At 34.7% G+C, this 17,617-nt stretch carries 18 protein-coding genes and 1 pseudogene; 4 read left to right on the top strand and 15 right to left on the bottom strand.

The annotated features are described in order from the left end of the window. Positions 1-32 precede the first annotated feature (32 nt). Positions 33-503, top strand: coding sequence for an Lrp/AsnC family transcriptional regulator (locus ACR1PN_RS17450; protein ID WP_034674082.1), 471 nt, complete (start codon positions 33-35; stop codon positions 501-503). 68 nt (positions 504-571) lie between these two features. Beyond that, positions 572-961, top strand: coding sequence for a hypothetical protein (locus tag ACR1PN_RS17445; protein WP_433981066.1), 390 nt, complete (start codon positions 572-574; stop codon positions 959-961). Positions 962-1,199: 238 nt separating this feature from the next. Here ACR1PN_RS17445 and ACR1PN_RS17440 read toward each other — a convergent pair whose 3' ends face one another. The 13 genes from ACR1PN_RS17440 to ACR1PN_RS17380 all read right to left on the bottom strand — a co-directional run bounded on the left by ACR1PN_RS17440 (position 1,200) and on the right by ACR1PN_RS17380 (position 13,777). Then, a complete protein-coding gene (locus ACR1PN_RS17440) occupies positions 1,200-2,144 on the bottom strand; it encodes a transketolase family protein (RefSeq protein WP_433981065.1) in 945 nt (314 codons plus the stop codon). Between the two features lie 78 nt (positions 2,145-2,222). Continuing rightward, positions 2,223-3,074, bottom strand: a complete 852-nt coding sequence (locus tag ACR1PN_RS17435) for a transketolase (RefSeq protein WP_378175326.1) — start codon at positions 3,072-3,074, stop codon at positions 2,223-2,225. A gap of 222 nt (positions 3,075-3,296) precedes the next feature. Continuing rightward, a complete protein-coding gene (locus ACR1PN_RS17430; protein ID WP_433981064.1) occupies positions 3,297-4,859 on the bottom strand; it encodes a sodium:solute symporter in 1,563 nt (520 codons plus the stop codon). A gap of 330 nt (positions 4,860-5,189) precedes the next feature. Next, entirely contained in the window at positions 5,190-5,471 is a 282-nt protein-coding gene (locus tag ACR1PN_RS17425) for a GNAT family N-acetyltransferase (RefSeq protein ID WP_433981063.1), read from the bottom strand. 2 nt (positions 5,472-5,473) lie between these two features. Beyond that, positions 5,474-5,872, bottom strand: a complete 399-nt coding sequence (locus tag ACR1PN_RS17420) for an OsmC family protein (protein WP_378175314.1) — start codon at positions 5,870-5,872, stop codon at positions 5,474-5,476. Then, positions 5,873-6,091: a (4Fe-4S)-binding protein gene (locus tag ACR1PN_RS17415; protein WP_433981062.1), complete on the bottom strand. Its 219-nt coding sequence runs from the start codon at positions 6,089-6,091 to the stop codon at positions 5,873-5,875. 4 nt (positions 6,092-6,095) lie between these two features. Next, positions 6,096-6,629, bottom strand: a complete 534-nt coding sequence (locus tag ACR1PN_RS17410; protein WP_433981061.1) for an NADPH-dependent FMN reductase — start codon at positions 6,627-6,629, stop codon at positions 6,096-6,098. Position 6,630: 1 nt separating this feature from the next. Then, complete coding sequence (bla, locus tag ACR1PN_RS17405) at positions 6,631-7,500, bottom strand: subclass B3 metallo-beta-lactamase (RefSeq protein ID WP_433981060.1); 870 nt, start codon at positions 7,498-7,500, stop codon at positions 6,631-6,633. A 14-nt stretch (positions 7,501-7,514) separates the two neighbouring features. Beyond that, the gene (locus tag ACR1PN_RS17400) at positions 7,515-8,423 is read right to left on the bottom strand and encodes a pirin family protein (RefSeq protein ID WP_433981092.1); all 909 of its coding nucleotides are present in this window, start codon (positions 8,421-8,423) and stop codon (positions 7,515-7,517) included. Positions 8,424-8,523: 100 nt separating this feature from the next. Beyond that, positions 8,524-8,841 carry a GNAT family N-acetyltransferase gene (locus ACR1PN_RS17395; RefSeq protein WP_433981059.1) on the bottom strand — a complete coding sequence of 106 codons (318 nt, stop codon included), beginning with the start codon at positions 8,839-8,841 and terminating at the stop codon, positions 8,524-8,526. Between the two features lie 34 nt (positions 8,842-8,875). Continuing rightward, positions 8,876-9,751: a pirin family protein gene (locus ACR1PN_RS17390; RefSeq protein ID WP_433981058.1), complete on the bottom strand. Its 876-nt coding sequence runs from the start codon at positions 9,749-9,751 to the stop codon at positions 8,876-8,878. 163 nt (positions 9,752-9,914) lie between these two features. Then, a complete protein-coding gene (locus ACR1PN_RS17385; RefSeq protein WP_433981057.1) occupies positions 9,915-11,318 on the bottom strand; it encodes an MFS transporter in 1,404 nt (467 codons plus the stop codon). Positions 11,319-11,368: 50 nt separating this feature from the next. Beyond that, complete coding sequence (locus ACR1PN_RS17380) at positions 11,369-13,777, bottom strand: erythromycin esterase family protein (protein WP_433981056.1); 2,409 nt, start codon at positions 13,775-13,777, stop codon at positions 11,369-11,371. A gap of 150 nt (positions 13,778-13,927) precedes the next feature. Between ACR1PN_RS17380 and ACR1PN_RS17375 the strand changes: the two genes are divergently transcribed. Both ACR1PN_RS17375 and ACR1PN_RS17370 read left to right on the top strand, forming a co-directional pair. Next, a complete protein-coding gene (locus ACR1PN_RS17375; protein ID WP_433981055.1) occupies positions 13,928-14,803 on the top strand; it encodes an aldo/keto reductase in 876 nt (291 codons plus the stop codon). A gap of 93 nt (positions 14,804-14,896) precedes the next feature. Beyond that, complete coding sequence (locus ACR1PN_RS17370) at positions 14,897-15,952, top strand: NAD(P)H-dependent flavin oxidoreductase (protein ID WP_433981054.1); 1,056 nt, start codon at positions 14,897-14,899, stop codon at positions 15,950-15,952. Between the two features lie 91 nt (positions 15,953-16,043). Here the strand turns inward: ACR1PN_RS17370 and ACR1PN_RS17365 are convergent, their stop codons facing one another. Further along, the gene (locus ACR1PN_RS17365; protein WP_433981053.1) at positions 16,044-17,381 is read right to left on the bottom strand and encodes a UDP-N-acetylmuramate--L-alanine ligase; all 1,338 of its coding nucleotides are present in this window, start codon (positions 17,379-17,381) and stop codon (positions 16,044-16,046) included. 8 nt (positions 17,382-17,389) lie between these two features. Continuing rightward, positions 17,390-17,617 (bottom strand): annotated as a pseudogene (locus ACR1PN_RS17360) (hypothetical protein); the annotation flags it as partial.

Here is a 17,617-nt window from a genome sequence, read left to right as displayed (position 1 = left end):
CATTTTTTAAGAAAAATATAATTTCACTATATATGAACTATCAACTGGACGAAATAGACAAGAAGATTCTTGATTTCTTAGTAGAAAATACAAGAATGCCTTTTACAGAAATTGCTAAGCAGATGGATGTTTCTGCGGGTACAATTCACGTAAGAGTGAAGAAAATGGAAGATGCAGGTATTATTTTAGGATCATCTCTTAACCTTGATTATGGTAAACTAGATTATCATTTCACGGCTTTTATCGGAATTCTCTTAACAAAATCAAACCGTACGCAAGAGGTTTTGAAAGAGTTATCAAGTATTCCAAACGTTATCGAAGCGAGTGTTATCTCAGGGAAATACAATATCTTCTGCAAGGTAAGAGCTAAAAATACAAACGACGCTAAAAGAATTATCTACCAAATAGACGATATTCAGGACGTAATGAGAACTGAATCTATGATCTCTATGGAAGAATATTTAAGCGACAAAAACAGATTGATCAACGCAATCTCGATTTAATCAAATTTTAGACGATATAAATACCGAAGAACTTATGAAATCATTCATAAGTTCTTTATTTTTGTACTATGGAAAAAGAATACAAAGAATACAGTTATTTTGATGAAGATCCGAAAAAAGGATGGGGTTTTATTTTGGCATTGGCTTCTTTGCTTTTGTTTACTTTTATGGGAATCGGACTCGATTTTGATGAATATCTGCAACATAAAGAATTAAACATTCCTGAAGGTTATTTTTATCTCATTTTCTCTGTTGATGTTTTGATGATTGCAGGAATTGTACTGATGTATTTCTACCGAAAAATAGGTATTGTATTATTTCCTGTAATGCTTCTGATGCACTTCTTTATGCATAATTATTATCTTTCAACATTCCTGTACTCTGATGTTACCAATCTGTTCTTATTTACCGGATTTGGGATGCTCGCAATAATTCCAAAGTGGAAGTTTTTCAGATAAACTATTTATAAATATAGATGAATGTTTTAAATCAATAGAGCGGATTTTTGGCCGCTTTCTTTTTGTCTAATTAGCTATAGGCTTTACCGGAAATATCAAGAGCTCATGTTTGCTCCATAGGAGCAAAAGCTTTGTAGCAAAAACATAAATTGGTGATATTCGAGCTCCGTAGGAGCGACACTAAAAAAATAAAAAAGCATCCAAAACTTGGATGCTTTTTAAATATATCAAGAAATAATTAAGCTAAAATTCTCTTCACCGCTTCTTTCACTGCAGCAGCATCAATTTTATATTTCTTCATCAATTCAGCAGGTGTTGCAGATTCTCCGAAAGTATCATTTACCGCAACAAATTCCTGTCTTGTAGGTCTTCTTCTTGCTAACATTCCCGCAACAGATTCTCCTAAACCACCAAGATAATTGTGCTCTTCAGCAGTTACAATTTTACCTGTTTTTTCAACAGATTTTAAAATAATTTCTTCATCAAGAGGCTTGATCGTGTGTATGTTGATTACCTCACAAGAAATCCCTTCTTTTTCAAGCTCATCAGCAGCAACCAAAGATTCCCAAACCAAATGACCTGTCGCCACGATGGTTACGTCAGTTCCTTCCTGAAGCATAATTCCTTTTCCGATTTCGAAAGGCATATCTTCTGGAATGAAAACCGGTACAGTTGGTCTTCCGAATCTTAAATATACTGGACCGTGATGATCTGCAATAGCAAGAGTAGCAGCTTTTGTCTGATTATAATCACAAGGATTAATTACCGTCATCCCAGGAAGCATTTTCATCATACCGATATCTTCCAAAACCTGGTGCGTTGCACCATCTTCTCCTAAAGTAAGACCTGCGTGCGAAGCACAGATTTTAACGTTTTTATCTGAATATGCAATCGACTGACGAATCTGGTCATACACTCTTGAAGTAGAAAAGTTGGCGAAAGTTCCCGTAAAAGGAATTTTCCCTGTGATGCTTAAACCTGCAGCAAGACCCATCATGTTTGCTTCTGCGATACCAACCTGGTAAAATCTTTCAGGAGCTTTTTCGATGAATTTTTCCATTTTCAAAGAACCGATAAGGTCAGCACAAAGGGCAACTACATTTGGATTTTTATCAGCCAATTCAGCTAAACCAGCTCCAAAACCTGAACGTGTATCTTTTTTTTCTGTATATGTATATTTCATTTCTGTAAATTTTAGATAATTGATTATTGATGTTTGATAACTGATCTGAGATAAATCATCCATCAATCATCATTCATATTAATAATCTGCCGGAGCTTCTAAGTATAATTGTTTGAAAGCGGTATCCAACTGCTCGTCATTCGGTGCTTTACCGTGCCAAGCGTGAGTTCCCATCATGAAATCTACACCGTTACCCATTTCTGTATGAAGAATAATGGCAACAGGCTTTCCTTTTCCTGTTTCAGTTTTTGCCAGTTCCAAAATGGCAATTACCGCTTCAAGGTCGTTCCCGTTTTTTTCTTCCAAAACGGTCCATCCGAAAGCTTCCAGTTTTGCATGTAGATTTCCTAATGAAAGTACATTTTCTGTACTTCCGTCAATTTGTTGTCCGTTATAATCGATTGTCGAAATGATATTGTCTACTTTGTTTGCAGCTGCATACATCAAAGCTTCCCAGATTTGCCCTTCCTGCAATTCTCCGTCTCCGTGAAGTGAGTAAACCAAAGACTGATCTCCGTCTAATTTTTTTCCCTGTGCAACACCTAAAGCTACAGAAAGCCCTTGTCCTAAAGATCCTGAAGCGATTCTTACGCCTTCCAGACCTTCATGGGTTGTAGGGTGACCCTGTAATCTTGAATCCAGCTTTCTGAAAGTTCGTAATTCATCTACGGGAAAAAAGCCAAACCTAGCCAAAGTAGAATAGAAAACAGGTGAAATGTGCCCGTTTGAAAGATAGAAATGATCTTCATTTTTACCTTCCATTGTGAAAGGAAGATTGTAGTTCATTACTTTACCATAAAGTGCTGTGAAATACTCAGTACAGCCTAAACTTCCACCCGGATGTCCTGAATTTACAGCGTGAACCATTCTTAAAATGTCTCTTCTGATCTGTGTTGTAAGAGATTTCAGCTCTTCAATACTTTTACTCATTCTTTTTGATTTATTTGCACACAAAGCTACAATTTTTTGTCGGCTTATGGAAATGCAAAAAATCCGGATACTTTACCCGGATTTTGTTTGATTATTTTGTCAAAGTTGAAAATTTCTGACAAAGTTTTATATTGTATTTTAATTGCAGCCCGACTTGAGCGGAGCTCTTTTTGTGAAACAAAAAAGCGGGAGCGGAAGGCGGTAAAAGCTGCCCGAATTATTCTAAACCACTTTCAAATAACTTTTGTTTTTCACCAACCACAATCCAATAAACGTCAGCAAACCATTCAAAATAATCAATTCAACACCAATTCTGTAATTGGTCGTTTCTGTGACTAAATAATTAATTAAATAGGTTAATACCGGAGCTAAAAGTGTTACGGTAAGGATAGAATACTTTTTTGAGATCTGAAATTTGGTAAAAATTCCGAAGGCAAAAAGTCCTAAAAGCGGCCCGTAAGTGTAGCCAGCGATTTCCATGATTAAATAAACAATCGACTTATCATTCATGGCTTTAAACACCATAATTAAAATAAAGAAAACAACTGTAAATGTCAAATGAACTTTCATTCGGAGACGTTTTTTCTCTTTTTCGGTTTTGCTTTTATCTTCATTGAGATTTAAAAGATCTACACAATACGAACTCGTAACAGCTGTTAAAGCTCCATCTGCAGAAGGGAAAAGTGCTGAAATCAAACCGATAATAAAAATAACAGAGATAATCATCGGGAAATGCCCCTGAAGTGACAAAGCAGGAAACAAATCATCTCCCATAATATTGTTGATGTTACCGGAAGCATCTTTAAATCCGAAGATATTTGATACCGTTTCACCATTTACAGTTTGTCCGTATTCTGCACCGTTCTGTAATGCGAAAAGATAAAGTAATCCACCTAAAAATAGGAAAGCTAAATTCACAAAAAGTAAAGTTCCTGCGAAAGTCAGCATATTTTTCTTTGAATTCTGAAGATTGTCTACCGAAATATTTTTCTGCATCATTTCCTGATCCAATCCTGTCATTGCGATAGTAATAAAAATCCCACCTAGAATAGTTTTCAGAAAAAATGTTTTTGAATTCGGATCAAAATTGATAAAATGCGTATAGTTTTTCTGCTCTAAAATAGTATAAGCTTCTCCGAAAGATAAATTTAAGTTGGATAAAATATAAACGATACAGGCAATTAAGCTGATAATCATAAATGAAGTCTGCAAAGTATCGGTAATCACAATGGTTTTTACTCCGCCTTCAAAAGTGTATAAAAGAACCATTAATAAAAGTACTAAAGCCGTCACCCAAAACGGAACGCCTAAATTCTCGAGCAAAAATATCTGTAAAACATTGACTACTAAATACAATCTCGCCGTTGCACCAATTGCTCTCGAAACAATAAAAAATACCGAACCGATTTTGTGCGCTTCTACATTGAATCTTTTCCCTAAATAGGTATAAATCGAGGTGAGATTCATCTTGTAATAGAGCGGAAGAAGAATTGCGGCCACGATAAAATATCCGATGAAAAACCCGATGACCATCATGTAATATTCGAAACCTCCAAAAATATATTCGCTTCCGGTCATTTTTCCGACTGTTCCCGGAACGGAAATGAAAGTCACGCCACTCAGGCTGGTTCCGATCATACCAAAGGCAACGAGCCACCATTTACTTTTTTTGTTACCGATAAAGAAAGACTGGTTGTCAGAATTTCGGCTGGTGAAATAAGAAATCACCAAAAGTCCCACGAAATAAACAAAAACAAATAACAGAAGTGTCGTTCCCGGATTCATGCTTGAAAATTAATTTCAGCAAATATAGTTTTTTTTGGGAAGCGGAGATGTAGGATGTTGGATGTTGGAAGTTTAGTAATAAAATCCGAGATTAATTTGAACATACAATTTGAATACACTAATTTTTATAAGTTTAATCCCACAGATTTCGCAGATTTTCACAGTTCTTACTGTGGCAGCTTAAAAAAAATACCACGAATGCACAAATTTTTCTTTAAATCAATTAAAAATATTCGCGCATTCGTGGCAATTATAACAGATTTATTCTCAATCATCTGTGAGAATCTGTGTTATCTGTGGGATTTTCTTAGCCTTTACCTTAGCCTCAGTCTATAAAACATCCTGCAAATCTTCATTTTTTTGGAAAGTTGCTTTTGCAAACGGACAAAGAGGGATAATTTTTTTATTGTTTTCTCTTGCAAATTCTACTGCTTTTATCAGCATTTCTTTTCCTACACCCTTTCCATTGTAAGCTTCTTCCACTTCAGTGTGATCGATGATGAATCGGTCTTCTCCTGCCCAGGTGTAGGTCATTAATCCGGCTCTGTTTCCGTCAATTATTGCTTCAAAGCTTCCGTGTTTTTCGTCGTTGTTTTGTTTTACGTTTATCATATTTATGAAAATTTGGTTTGAATTTGTATTTCGTTAAGTAATATTTTGTGCACCGGACAAGCATCTGCAATCGTATGAAGCCTTTTCAGCTGCTCTTCATTCAGATCGCTTCCTTCAAAACTAATGTTTCTTTTAAAAACTGCCAATTTTGTCAACGGAAAATTTTCCAGCTCGACTTCCACGTCAATTTTTTCTACATTCCATTCTTTTCGGTCGATGTACATTCTTAAAGTTGCTGCAGTACAGCTTGCCAGAGAAGTTGCGAGAATTTCAAAAGGATTAAAGCCTTTGTTTTGTCCGCCTTTATCGATGGGCTCGTCAGTGATTAAAGTATTTTCTCCTGCGACAACTTCTGTGTAATATTTTGTTGTGCCTAAGCTTGCTTTTACAGTTACAGCCATTTATTTCTGAGTTAGAGTTTCGTATGATAATGCTCCGGAAGGGCATTGTTTAATTTGATTGATAAGTTCTTCTGAACTTGCATTTTCAGCTTTTATCCAAGGTCTGTCTTTCGGATTGTAGATTCTCGGAAGCGTTTTTACACAAATTCCTGCGTGAATACATTTATGAGGCTGCCAAATGACATTGATTTCACCGTTTGAGTATTTATGGGTTTCCATTTTCTTAGGATTTAGTTTGTTGCTTAAAATTTTCTATTTTGTTGTTGAGTTCGTCCCGCATTTCAGGATTGATAATACCACTTTCTGTATCAAAGTTTTCATAGAATTTCGGTAATGAAAAAGTTTCTTTTATATCTGCCCCGAATTGCGGAAAAAATGTTTTTGCCGTATTCATCACATTTCCGCCACCATAACCTCCGGGAGAGGTAGACATCAGTAGCATCGGTTTATTTTGAAAAACTTTTACATTGATTCTTGAAGCCCAGTCGAAAACATTTTTGAATGCAGCCGAATAAGAACGATTGTGTTCTGCTAAAGAACAAATAATTACATCGCATTCTTCAATCACTTTTAAAAATTGATGCGCTTCGTTGGGAAAACCCTTCTTTTCCCTGTCTACGGAGAAAACCGGCATATCATAATCATTAAGGTCGATTAAATTAATTTCATCATCCTGAAAACTTTTCAGTACAGATTTTACCAGTTCTCTATTGATGGATGTGGAAGAGGTACTTCCTGCAAATGCTAATATTTTCATGTTAATTTTTTGTGTCTTCTTTTACTTTTTTGAGGTAATCCTCTTCCAGATTTTGTAACCTTTTAAAATAATTTTCCTTATCCATAAACAATCTCGGATTGTAAGAATTTCCTTCTTTTCTTTTATCATGCAGATCAAACTGACTTGCATGTGAAGCTACCCAAAGATCAAAATTTATTTTTTTCATTGCTATCAATGTTTCTGCATAATCATTTTGTATGGATGGATATTTTTTTACTTCAGAAAATGTTCTGTCAATAATGATGGATGGCAAATTTGCAATCAGAACCTTATAAGTCTGGTTCTGATCTTTTGTTTCAAACAAAAAACTGCAAGAACCCTTTGTGTGACCGGGGTGATGAAGCAAAGTAAGCGTCGTATTTCCGAGTTTTATTTTATCATTATTTTTTAAAAGATAATCTGGCTTTACAGGTTTGAAAGTTACACCATATTTCCCAAGTTCATAATCGGTTTTCCCACCGCTTTTTAGTTCTTCTGCATCTTTTGCATCCACATAGAGTTTAGCTCCGGTTTCTTTTTTTATCTCTGCCATTGCACCCATATGATCAAAGTGAGCTTGAGTAAGGGTAAGAATTTTAATATCTTTATAATTAAAACCAAGCCTTTTAATATTGTTTTTAATCATCGGTAACGAGTTTGCCAATCCTGTATTAATCAGAATATTTCCTTTGTTGGTAACAATCAGATAAGAAGCAAGATCATAAGTTCCTACGTAGTATAAATTACCTGCAATTCTGAAAGGTTCATAAGATCTCGACCATTCTTCAGGATTGTTTTTAGGTTCAGAAATAATCTGCGCTTTATATATGAAAGCAAAAGTCAGCATCAATATCAATGCAATTTTTTTCATAGGAACTTAGGATTTTATTTTCTTATTTTTCTGTTTAATATCGCTTTAGGAAGAGGTACATATTCCTGATCGTCTCCAGGAATCAACGGAAACGCTTCGTAATTCTGGTCATTCCAGTTAACTTTCGCCTCTTCAATCTTTTCTCTGTCTGAATTTACAAAATTCCAGAAAATGTGTCTTTCTTCAGGAAAAGGTTCTCCTCCGAAAAGATATATCGTACTGTTTTCGTTAATTTCAAACTCACAAAGAGAAGCATTTTTAGCAATCATGAGCTGTTTGGTTCCGTATTCGTTGCCTTCAATATTTACGGTACCTTCCAAAACATACATTCCCACTTCACCAAAAAGATGATGCCCGATATTAAGTTTTTGTTTAGTCTTACTTTTAATTTCAACAAAATAAAGCGGACTGTGAACGGGAACAGCCGATTTTTTTCCGAAAGCTTCTCCTGCAATCAGCTTGTAATCAACATCGCCTTCAGTCCAGGACGGAATTTCTTCCGCTTCAATATGAAAAAATGAAGGTTCTGTCTGCTCCAGTTCTTTAGGCAGCGCTACCCAAATCTGAAAACCATGCAAAAACTGTGGTGAATCTTTCAGATAATCAGGAGTTCTTTCAGAATGTACAACCCCTTTTCCGGAAGTCATCCAGTTTACAGCGCCGGGTTTTATTTCCGTGGCGGAACCCAGGCTGTCTCTGTGGAAAATGGAACCTTCAAAAAGATAGGTAAGTGTTGAAAGTCCAATGTGTGGATGCGGCGGAACATCAAAATTCTGGTGTTCTTTCAGGCAAGTTGGTCCCATGTGATCGATAAAAATAAATGGACCTACAGAACGTTTTTCCCTGAACGGTAACAGTCTTCCTACCAGGAAATTGCCTATATCTGCAGCTCTTTCTTCTACGATAAGGCCTATATTTGACATCATAATTTTTTAGTTTTAGTTTTTTAAATTTAATTATTCTTTTTTAAAAGGGCTAAAAATCTTTCAGTTTAAGACCTTTTAAAAACCGAGAAATAGTTTTTTACAGTTTGCCGTAGCCTTCAAATCTTTGCTCTACAATAGGTTTCCATTCCTGGTTTTTTTTGATGAATGCAAAAACATACGGACAGTACGGAAGAAGTTTTTTGCCGCTTTCCTCGATGTACTTTAAGGTTTTTTCTACCACTGCAGCAGCTGCTCCGGTTCCTGCCAGTTCAGGTTCGGCTTCTGTGTGGATTAAAGCAATTTGCTGACTTGTTTCTTTGTAGTTGATAAACGCAAAATGACCGTCTGATTCAATTTCAAATCTCTTTTTATCTTCGTTTTTTACTAATGGGATGTTTTCAAATTGTGGTTTCATGATGTTTATATTTAAATTTGCTGATGTCTGAAATTTAATCCTCCAGATACCCGAATTTTCCGGTATTGAAATCTTCAAAAGCCTGCATGATTTCTTGTTGGGTACTCATTACAAAAGGACCGTGCGGAACAATAGGCTCGTTTAAAGGCTCGCCGCTGAGAATTAATATGACAGAATCTTCAGCTGCTTCCAGAGTGAATGTCTCACCCTTGTTTTCAAAAAGTACAAAATGATTGGTCTGAACTTTTTGTTCTCCATTTACAAGAACACTTCCTTCAACAACCAAAGCTGCAGTATTGAAGTTTTCAGGAAAATTAAATGTTGCTTTTCCGCCGGATTTTAATTTGGCATTCATGAGATTTACCGGACTGAAAGTAGAAGCAGAACCTTTTATACCTTCGTATTCTCCAGCAATAACTTCTACAAATCCGTTTTCACCTAAATCTACTTTTTGTATTTCATTGTTTTTAATCGTCTGATATTTTGGTTTACTCATTTTATCTTTAGCAGGAAGATTTACCCAAAGCTGAACCATTTGGAAAATTCCGCCTTCTTTCGACCATTCTTTTTCGTGATATTCTTTATGCAAAACTCCTCTTGCTGCCGTCATCCATTGTACATCTCCTTCACCAATAATTCCGCCACCTCCTGCGCTGTCATGATGCTCTACTTTTCCTTGATAAGCTATTGTTACCGTTTCAAAACCTCTGTGCGGATGAACGCCTACTCCTCGAGGGGCTTCCGAACCATTGAAATGAAATTTGGCATTATAATCCAACACCAAAAAAGGATCCATTCTTTTCATGGTCAAAGGATATGTTCCCGGAATAAAATTATGCACCCTAAAACCGTCACCTACAAAGTGTGCAGGTTTGGGTGAAATGATAGTTTCTATATTTTTAGTTGCCATAATATTGTTTGTTTTAATTTTTAACAAATTTAGAGCAACGTGTTTTCTCTCACATTGATGTGTGGTAAGTTGTGTCGGAGGGATTCGGTTGGATGTTTGAGCGTGAGAGTGTTTGAATTTAGAAATTACTCCAGAATTCTCAAACTTTCTAACGCTAATTCACTTACTCTGAGGATTTCATATTTCTTCCGTCAGAAACGTGTAATCTTCTGAAAACGAGTGATGATAAAATTGTTAAAGCTCCTACGGTAAGAAAAGTATATCGAAATGCGCTGTGAATATGACCACCAACCAATTCTGCATTGTTTTCATAAATTTTTAACACAATCAATCCGAAAGCAATTCCGAAACCGATAGCGAGCTGTTGATTCACAGATAACAATGAATTTCCGCTGCTGGTCTGAAAATTTCTTAAATCGGCAATAGAAATGGTATTCATCGAAGTGAACTGAATAGAATTGAAAAATCCCAGAATTGCAATCACCGGAATAAACCAGAAAATTGACGTGTGAATATCCGGAATGGCCAGACAGCAGATCAAAGTTCCGATAACAATTGTATTAAGCATTAAAGTTCGCTTGTAGCCGTATCGATTTAAAATTTTAATGACGTAAGATTTTCCGAACATCGCCGTTAAAGCCATTGGAGCAATAATCCAACCTGAAATTACTGCAGTCTGACCATAGGCAATTTGTATCATCAACGGAAGCAGCAACGGAACAGAGCTGATTCCTAATCTTGTGGCGAGATTCCCTACAATTCCTACTCTAAAAGTTCTTACTTGGAATAAACTTAAAGGAAAAATTGGGTTTCCGCCTCTTTTGGCGTGATGATAATAATAGTATAGAAATAAAAATCCTAAAATAAAAATAACTAAAACCGGGGTGATATTCTGCATATCTCCAAAAAGTTCAAGCGAAACAGATAATAGGAGCGAAGCGGCTGCAAAAATTAAAAAACCTTTTAAATCAAAATCGGTATCTTTTGAATTGTAATTAGGCATAAATTTTAAACCCAAAACAATTCCTAAAATCCCAATGGGAATATTGATGAGAAAAATCCAGTGCCACGAAAGATAATCAACCATATATCCGCCAACCAAAGGACCGAGAACAGGACCAATTAATGCAGGAATAATTGCGAAATTCATCGCTTTTAATAATTCGTTTCGGTCGAAAGTTTTAATTAAAGCTAATTTTCCAACGGGTGTCATCAAGCTTCCGCCAACTCCCTGAATAACCCTTGAAATCACCAAATGCGTCAGATTCTGAGAAATTGCACAAAACAGAGATCCTAAACTGAACAAGACCAAAGAAAAAACAAAAACTTTTCTCGTCCCGAATCGATCCGCCAAAAATCCGCTTGCAGGCATAAAAACCGCCAATGTCAGAACATAACTGATGATGGCATTCTGCATATTGAGTGGCGATTCATTCAAATCCTTCGCTATGGAAGGCAAAGAAGTATTCAGAATCGTAGAATCGAGCATCTGCATAAAAATAGCTGTCGCAAGAATCAGCGGCAGAACTTTTTTTACAGTTTGGCGGGGAGAAGTTGTTGTGGGCATTACAATTAAATTAGATTAAGCTTTAGAAAATGCAGCTTAAATTTTTTTAATTATTTAAAGTTACAATTTTCAAATTTATATTCTCTGTCTTCGATGTAAAAATTATTGCTTTCCCAGAATTCACTGTTTGCTTTTGGAATGAAATCTTGCTTTAACTTAATAATTGGGCGGTCATATCTTGTAATCTGATTCGTATTAATATCTTCAGACATGAGATAGAAATTTCCATAAGTAGTTGCAAAAATTTTACCATCTTTTAGATGATTGGTTTTATTAATCTGTTTGTAAAAATTCATAAAATATTTGCCATCAACTTCTTTATAAGTCTCAATAATTTTGTGAAAGTTTTGCATGGGATACTTCGAGTTTTTATACTGATGCTGCTTTCTCACAATGCAATGTTCATAACGAATCACTGCAAAGTTTTTAGTGTCAATATAAATGGTTCCTGACGAACTTTCCGGAGCGGGATAACCAAAACCGGTAGAATATGCTCCCGGAGAATTATTGGTAAAATCAATTTTGTAGACTTTTTTACCATTATACTCAATTACTTTTTTGTTCGACAAATCATACGATGAGGTTCTGTACAAAACATTGGATTTGCTTAAAATTATATCCCGATTCAGCTGTACCCACAAATTTCCGACACCGCCCCACTTATCTTTGTCTGAATTTTCGGTATGACTTTTATACTGTAAAATTTCTCCATAAATATTATTTTCAACATTGTTGGAGCTATTCAAACCATTTCTATTAAAAATTTCGACCAATGCTTCTTCACTGTAATTTAATTTATCTTTATTATCATACCGATGTTCACTTACATAAAACTTCTGATGATAAGGAGTCTGAATGTAATTTTGCTCTATATTTTCTTTCGCTTTTTCTAAAATTTCCTTTGCTGATATTGCTTTTTTACCTTTTAAAATAACTTCTTCAATCTGCGAAAATTTTTCCGAAGAAGGTTTAAGTTTAAAAGTATTTTCTGATTTTAAGTTTAAAACTAAAATTGAATCATTTTGATAACCAATCGCAGAAATCACCAAATAATCATTTGCTAAAGAAGATTTCGAAATGCTGAATTCTCCATTTTCATTTGCAACAACGCTTTTTTTTGTCGATTGATAATAAATATCAGCATAAGCAACCGGAATATTTTCAGAGTCTGTTATTTTACCTTTTATTTTAGAATTGCTGTCTAATTTAAACTCATTTTGTTCATTTACTTTATAAGAAATTTTCTCAGGTGGATACATTTTCGGAATATAATAAATGCCGTCATAAACATTTTTCCATTGCATTAAAACAGGGAAATAACCTAGTGTTGAAGAATAAAATTCGTTTTTTGGATAATTTTTTAATTCTACTAAAATTGCAGGACTGTTGCTTGAAAATAAATCAAATTCAATACTATTTTGTGGTGGAGTGAGAATAGGCATAACAGTTTCGTGTTGTCTCAAATAATTTCCAGAATATGCTGTGAATGCTACAGAGAATAACTGGTCTTTATAATAGTCTTTAAGAATTTTTCCCATTGGAATAGCATCTTCCAATTCATTAATACTAATAAGATTGGATTCCAATGAAGATTCATTATGTCCAGTTAAATCCTTTTCCTGAATATGCATTCTTCTAATATAATCAAGGCTGATTTCAGAAGTTTTGAATGTGCTTAAATCATTTGCGATATGATAGTTTGCAGCCCATAGAATCAGTTTTTCATCTTTTAGCTCTTTTTGGAGAAAAATGAAGTTCTCAGCTATTTGTTGATCACGCGGATTTTGAACGGGAAATTTTTTACTATTAATGATTGTTAGCATATAATCAACTTCTGCTTTTGAGCTTTTAAAAGTCTGCTCAATAACTTTTGTTTTAAAATCTTTATTTTTTATAAATGCTAAAGCTTTGAGAAATTTATCATACACAGAATATAATTTTGAAGTCTCGAATGTATTGCCTTTTAAATGTTCTAAATCTTTGAAAATTAATGTTTTATCGATGAGTTGGAATTCTTCTTCAGCAAAGTTGAGTTTGTTTTTCGTCAAAACTTCTTTTAAATCATTGAGATAATGAGTTTGAAAGACTTTTCCTTCCTGACAGTCAATTCCTAAAATTTTTATCTCAGGATTTTGTTTTACATACTCTAAAAGTTCCTGAAAAGCTTTAGTTTCAGACCACATTGAGAAAATACTTTCATTGTACAAACTAAAATCCTGTTTGGTTTTTGATAGTTCCGATGCTTTATAATTATCATAAAATCCTGCTTCAAACAAAACCGTTTTGAATTGATTTTCATGATGTAATTTTTTGATGATTTTTACTTTTTCATCAAATACAGCACCATCGCCATGAGTCGGTTCGCCGAGCAGAATATATTTTTGATGGCTAAAAGACTGTGCGCTTGAAAATATGTTAAGTACAATAACAAGAAATAGGGAGAATATTTTTTTCGTCATAAATGTTTTAAAATGAGAATGCAGGTTTATATTTTTTAGTAAAACTCAAGAAACGATGATTTATTGTTGAAATATTTAAAAGTTTTAACTTATAAAATTCTAAATAAATATCCGAAATTTGAAAGACATTAAAATCAAAACAAAAATATTATGCATCAGAAGAAATATTCAGGACAACCCGTGATTACATTGAATAATAGAGTTGATATTCCGGCTTTAGGTTTCGGAGTGTGGCAAATGGAAAATCTGGAAGAATGTGAAAAGGCGGTTGTCAAAGCAATTGAGGTTGGTTACAGGATGATTGATACGGCTGCGATTTATCAGAACGAAACAGCGGTCGGAAAAGCTATTAAAAATAGCGGAATTAACCGTGAAGAATTGTTTGTAACTTCAAAACTTTGGGTTCAGGATCATGGTTACGAAAAAGCAAAATCGGCTTTTCAGAGAACATTAAACAGATTACAGCTGGATTATCTCGATATGTATCTTATTCATTGGCCTTTCGGAGATTTTTTAGGATCCTGGAAAGCGATGGAAGAACTGTATCGTGAAGGAAAAATAAAAGCAATCGGAGTTTGCAATTTTACCATTGAAAAATTAGAAGAATTAAAATCTCATTCTACCGTTTCTCCGGTGATTAATCAGGTTGAGCTGCATCCGATTTTCCAGCAGAAAGAACTTCGTGCTTATAATGAAGAAAACAATATTGTAACCCAACCCTGGAGTCCGCTTGGTAACGGAAATGCAGAACTCTTAGACAATCCTTTACTTAAAAAAATTGCTTTTCATCATAATAAATCTATTGCTCAGATTATTTTGAGATGGCATTTGCAGGAAGGTTTCTGTGTGATTCCAAAATCGGTAACACCTTCGAGAATTGAGCAGAATTTTAATGTATTTGATTTTGAACTTACGGAAAACGAAATGAATATGATACGATCTTTAGATACAAATAAAAGATTGTTTTTTGATCCGAAAGATCCGGCTTGGGAAGAAAAAATGCTCAATGCTGTTGCGGATATTTAATAGTAATTTCTCGCAGATTTCAGAGATAATGTAGATTTTCAAATATTAAGATCTGCACAATCAGCAAAATCTGTGAGATTCAAAAAATTGTCTATGAAGTTTAAAGATTCAATTTGTAAAATATTCGATATAAAATATCCAATCATACAAGCTCCCATGTTTGGAGTAAGCACGCCCGAAATGACTGTTGCAGCGGCAAACGCAGGTTGTTTAGGTTCGTTGGCTTTGGCAGACCTTTCTGCCGAAAAATCTATTAAACTTATTCAAAAAACAAAGAAACTGACTGAACAACCTTTTGCAGTCAATATTTTTGTTCATCATATTCCTGAAATTACGCAAGAATTGAAGCAGCAATATCTTAAAACGAAAAAGTTCCTTGAAAAATTGTTGTATGAAAATAATATAGAAGCAAGTCTGCCTAATTTAGAAGACATGAAAGTCAATTCTTATCATGAACAGGTTGATGCAATTATTGCTGAAAACTGTAAAGCTTTAAGTTTCATTTTTGGAAATTTAGACCATCAAAATATCCAGAGATTAAAAGAAAATGGAACGATTCTGATGGGAACCTGCACTTCGGTAGAAGAAGCTTTGGAGCTGGAAAATTCAGGAATTGATGTTATTTGTGTTCAAGGAATCGAAGCAGGAGGTCACAGAGGAAGTTTTGTTTCTGAAAATATTCCTAAAATTGGTGGATTTTCTCTGCTTTCCCAAGTTTATGATTCTGTTAAAATTCCTTTGGTTTATGCAGGTGGAATATATAATGGAAAAACTCTGAGAGCTGCACAAGAACTGGGAGCACAGGGTTTTCAGATTGGAAGTCTTTTACTGGCATCAAAAGAAAGTGCTCTGCGGGATTTTGAAAAAGAGAGGCTCAAAAAAGTCAATGAAAATGAAATTGTTTTAACGAAAAGTTTTTCCGGGCGCTATGCAAGAGGAGTCAGAAATAAATTTATTGAAACCATCGAAAATTCAGAATATATTTTGCCCTATCCTTATCAGAATAAATTGACGGGAGAGTTGAGAAGAATTGCAAGAGCAGCTAAAAATGCTGAGTTTGTTAATCTGTGGGCTGGTCAGTCGATTAATCATTACAGCGAAGATTCTACACAGGATATTTTAGAAAAATTAATTAAAGAGTATAATTAAAAATAAAAAATCACTTTCAAAAACTTTTAAAAGCGATTTTTTATAGTTATCAACTAAAATAAGAGATGTGTTTCGCTTCGCCTGCAATTACTTATTTTGTTAAGTCTAAACCTCCGAAATTCCCGGAACTCATCATCATATAAACTCCTTTAGTTTTATCTAATAAATCCCAATATGCATGAAGTTCTTCGGCGTTGGTAAAGACTTTCAGGTTTTCATTTTTGAATTTCTCTTTAATTAGTTCAGGAGAGATAGGTTCCATTCTTTTAATTTTTAAAGCATCTTCAGAATAGAAAACGATGGCTTCATCCAATCCGTCCATAGCGTGATCGTATTGTTCAAGAAAAACAGGATTTAAACTTGAATAGGTGTGGAGTTCAAGGAAAGCGTATTTTTTTTCGTTTTTAAACTGCTCACAGAATGCTTTTACAGCTGCTTTTACTTTACTCGGTGCGTGTGCAAAATCTTTGTAAAGAATCCCTTTATCTTCTCTTTCTACTTTTTCAAGACGTTTTGAAGCGCCTTTAAAGCTCATAATGGCATCATAAAATTCCTCATCCATAATTCCCAAAGTATGACAAATATGTCTCGCTCCTTCAAGGTTCAGCAAATTATGCGCCCCAAAGACGGAAAGCGGAATATCACCCATTTCTGTTTTCAAAAGAACTTTTCCGTTGCTGATTTCATATTCAGGAGTTTTGTATGGCATTTTTCTGAAATAATTTTCAGCACTTTCTACCACTTTTACGACTTCCGCATCTTCTTCATTATAAACTAAAACTCCACCCGGCGTAATGCTTGCAACGAATTTTCTGAATTGCTCAATATAATCGTCAAATGTTTTGAAAACGTTGATGTGATCCCATGCAATCCCGCTCAATAAAGCAATATTCGGTTGATATAGAAGGAATTTCGAACGCAAATCGATAGGAGAGGAAAGGTATTCATCGCCTTCCAAGACCATAAAGTCGTTGTCTTCCGTCAGTTTTACCATGCAATCAAAACCTTCCAACTGTGCTCCAACCATGTAATCAACATCTTTCTGATGGAAATTCAGAACATGAAGAATCATAGAAGTGATGGTTGTTTTGCCATGCGAACCGGCAATGACAACTCTGGTTTTACTTTTCGATTGTTCGTAAAGAAATTCCGGATAAGAATATATTTTTAAACCTAATTCTTTTGCTTTTGCCAATTCGGGATTGTCTTGGTGAGCGTGCATTCCAAGGATTACCGCATCGATATCAGATGTGATTTTCTCAGGAAACCAACCCATTTCTTCGGGAAGAATTCCTTTTTTCTCTAATCTTGATTTTGAAGGTTCAAAAATAGCATCATCGGAACCTGTCACCTGATATCCTTTATCTTTAAGTGCAATTGCAAGGTTATGCATTGCGCTTCCGCCAATAGCAATGAAATGAGTTCTCAACTTATTTTTTAGTTTTTTACGTTATTGTTAATGATTTCCTGAAAGCCAGCAACAATATTTTCCCAATTGGTTGTAAAATTAGGCATAATCATACTTCCGTCACTTTTACTTCCTTCGTTGGCCCCTTTTTTTATGTTGATGGAAGTCGTTACGTTATCGTAAACTTTTTTGTGGTCTTCCTGAATTCTTCTGAAATTATTTTTTGAAAGCGTTTCATCCAGTTTCTTTAAATCATC

This window comes from Chryseobacterium sp. RLHN22 (assembly GCF_051011795.1).
In the GTDB taxonomy this organism is placed as follows: Bacteria; Bacteroidota; Bacteroidia; order Flavobacteriales; family Weeksellaceae; genus Chryseobacterium; species Chryseobacterium zhengzhouense.
Note: the sequence above shows the minus strand (reverse complement) of the source record. Positions and strands in the feature narration are given on the sequence as shown.

What these genes read in the sequence shown, in the direction of transcription:
- ACR1PN_RS17450 (WP_034674082.1), top strand. Translation starts at nt 33, where the DNA reads ATGAACTATCAACTGGACGAAATAGACAAGAAGATTCTTGATTTCTTA.
- ACR1PN_RS17445 (WP_433981066.1), top strand. Translation starts at nt 572, where the DNA reads ATGGAAAAAGAATACAAAGAATACAGTTATTTTGATGAAGATCCGAAA.
- ACR1PN_RS17440 (WP_433981065.1), bottom strand. Translation starts at nt 2,144, where the DNA reads ATGAAATATACATATACAGAAAAAAAAGATACACGTTCAGGTTTTGGA.
- ACR1PN_RS17435 (WP_378175326.1), bottom strand. Translation starts at nt 3,074, where the DNA reads ATGAGTAAAAGTATTGAAGAGCTGAAATCTCTTACAACACAGATCAGA.
- ACR1PN_RS17430 (WP_433981064.1), bottom strand. Translation starts at nt 4,859, where the DNA reads ATGAATCCGGGAACGACACTTCTGTTATTTGTTTTTGTTTATTTCGTG.
- ACR1PN_RS17425 (WP_433981063.1), bottom strand. Translation starts at nt 5,471, where the DNA reads ATGATAAACGTAAAACAAAACAACGACGAAAAACACGGAAGCTTTGAA.
- ACR1PN_RS17420 (WP_378175314.1), bottom strand. Translation starts at nt 5,872, where the DNA reads ATGGCTGTAACTGTAAAAGCAAGCTTAGGCACAACAAAATATTACACA.
- ACR1PN_RS17415 (WP_433981062.1), bottom strand. Translation starts at nt 6,091, where the DNA reads ATGGAAACCCATAAATACTCAAACGGTGAAATCAATGTCATTTGGCAG.
- ACR1PN_RS17410 (WP_433981061.1), bottom strand. Translation starts at nt 6,629, where the DNA reads ATGAAAATATTAGCATTTGCAGGAAGTACCTCTTCCACATCCATCAAT.
- bla (WP_433981060.1), bottom strand. Translation starts at nt 7,500, where the DNA reads ATGAAAAAAATTGCATTGATATTGATGCTGACTTTTGCTTTCATATAT.
- ACR1PN_RS17400 (WP_433981092.1), bottom strand. Translation starts at nt 8,423, where the DNA reads ATGTCAAATATAGGCCTTATCGTAGAAGAAAGAGCTGCAGATATAGGC.
- ACR1PN_RS17395 (WP_433981059.1), bottom strand. Translation starts at nt 8,841, where the DNA reads ATGAAACCACAATTTGAAAACATCCCATTAGTAAAAAACGAAGATAAA.
- ACR1PN_RS17390 (WP_433981058.1), bottom strand. Translation starts at nt 9,751, where the DNA reads ATGGCAACTAAAAATATAGAAACTATCATTTCACCCAAACCTGCACAC.
- ACR1PN_RS17385 (WP_433981057.1), bottom strand. Translation starts at nt 11,318, where the DNA reads ATGCCCACAACAACTTCTCCCCGCCAAACTGTAAAAAAAGTTCTGCCG.
- ACR1PN_RS17380 (WP_433981056.1), bottom strand. Translation starts at nt 13,777, where the DNA reads ATGACGAAAAAAATATTCTCCCTATTTCTTGTTATTGTACTTAACATA.
- ACR1PN_RS17375 (WP_433981055.1), top strand. Translation starts at nt 13,928, where the DNA reads ATGCATCAGAAGAAATATTCAGGACAACCCGTGATTACATTGAATAAT.
- ACR1PN_RS17370 (WP_433981054.1), top strand. Translation starts at nt 14,897, where the DNA reads ATGAAGTTTAAAGATTCAATTTGTAAAATATTCGATATAAAATATCCA.